This is a genomic window from Spiroplasma sp. ChiS (assembly GCF_002968355.1).
GTDB classification, from domain to species: domain Bacteria; phylum Bacillota_I; class Bacilli_A; order Mycoplasmatales; family Mycoplasmataceae; genus Spiroplasma; species Spiroplasma citri.
Map to the genome: position 1 here is coordinate 1 of NZ_PUUH01000166.1, position 1052 is coordinate 1052.

Genomic DNA, 1052 nt, shown 5'->3' on the forward strand with positions numbered 1-1052 from the left:
GGAAAGCTTGATAAATCAAATACATAATAAAAAGATATTTTCTAAATTTGATTGTAAAAGTGGATTTTGGCCAAAAAAAAATGCATAAAGATAGTACACCTAACAACATTTTCAACTCCACAAAGCCAGTATGAATGTTTAGTAATGCCTTTTGGACTGAAAAATGTACCACAAATATTTCAGAGAAAAATAGATAGTATATTTAAACCCTATTTGTTTTGCTATGTATATGTAGATGATATATTAGTAGCTAGTAACTTGATAGCTGAACATTTAAGTCATCTAGATAAATTTRCARARYKTTGTCTGCAAATGRRCTATGTTTATCTCAAAAAAAAGCAAAAATAGGAACATCAGAAATAGAGTTTTTAGGATTTAAAATAAGTTCCCAAGGAATAGAACTACAACCACATATTRTAGAAAAGATTAATCAATTTCCTGATAAGCTTCTTGATAAAAAAACAACTTAAAAGTTTTTTAGGCATATTAAATCATGCTTCTAATATGAAGTAGATGGAAAGGGTCAAGCACCTTGGAGTTGAAGTTTACATGGATGAAGCTTTGAAGAACAAGTTGAAGAGTTTAAAGGGCCAAGAAAAGACTTCCAAGTTGTTCWCCATTTGTTCAATTAGCAAGGATTACTCAAGGGAACAATTGGGAGTTGAAAATTGGCTAAGTAATTGAAGAAAAGACCCTACCGCCGACGGTAGGCCTTGCCCCTACCTAGCTAGGCCAATCCTTTGTAATTCACACACCCACTGCCGACAGTAAGTTCCCCTACCGTCGCAAGTAGGGCTCGGCTAATGGATGCTTAATGCGTTCTAATTGAGTAGTTTTTGTTATTTKGCTTGTCTTTTCAGTTTTTAATCAAGGGTTTAATRGGTATTTTRAGTCATTTAACCAAAGGTTAGCTAGGKCTAGAGTTTAGTCTATAAATACCCYATTATAACTCAATGTAATYSAACAATRATGAWKTTGCTGAAAATATGAGAGARTTWYTCCAAGTTGCYTCTTGGKTTCTTYAYCTTCTTAGACTAGCTTGCTAAAGGGTT

General features: G+C 33.1%; 1 protein-coding gene. It reads left to right on the plus strand.

The window, feature by feature from the left end; all coding sequences use genetic code 4:
- Window positions 1-66: 66 nt before the first annotated feature.
- On the plus strand, window positions 67-348 hold the full coding sequence (locus tag C6B38_RS12350) for a reverse transcriptase domain-containing protein (protein WP_162475881.1): 282 nt from the start codon (window positions 67-69) through the stop codon (window positions 346-348).
- Window positions 349-1052: the final 704 nt, after the last annotated feature.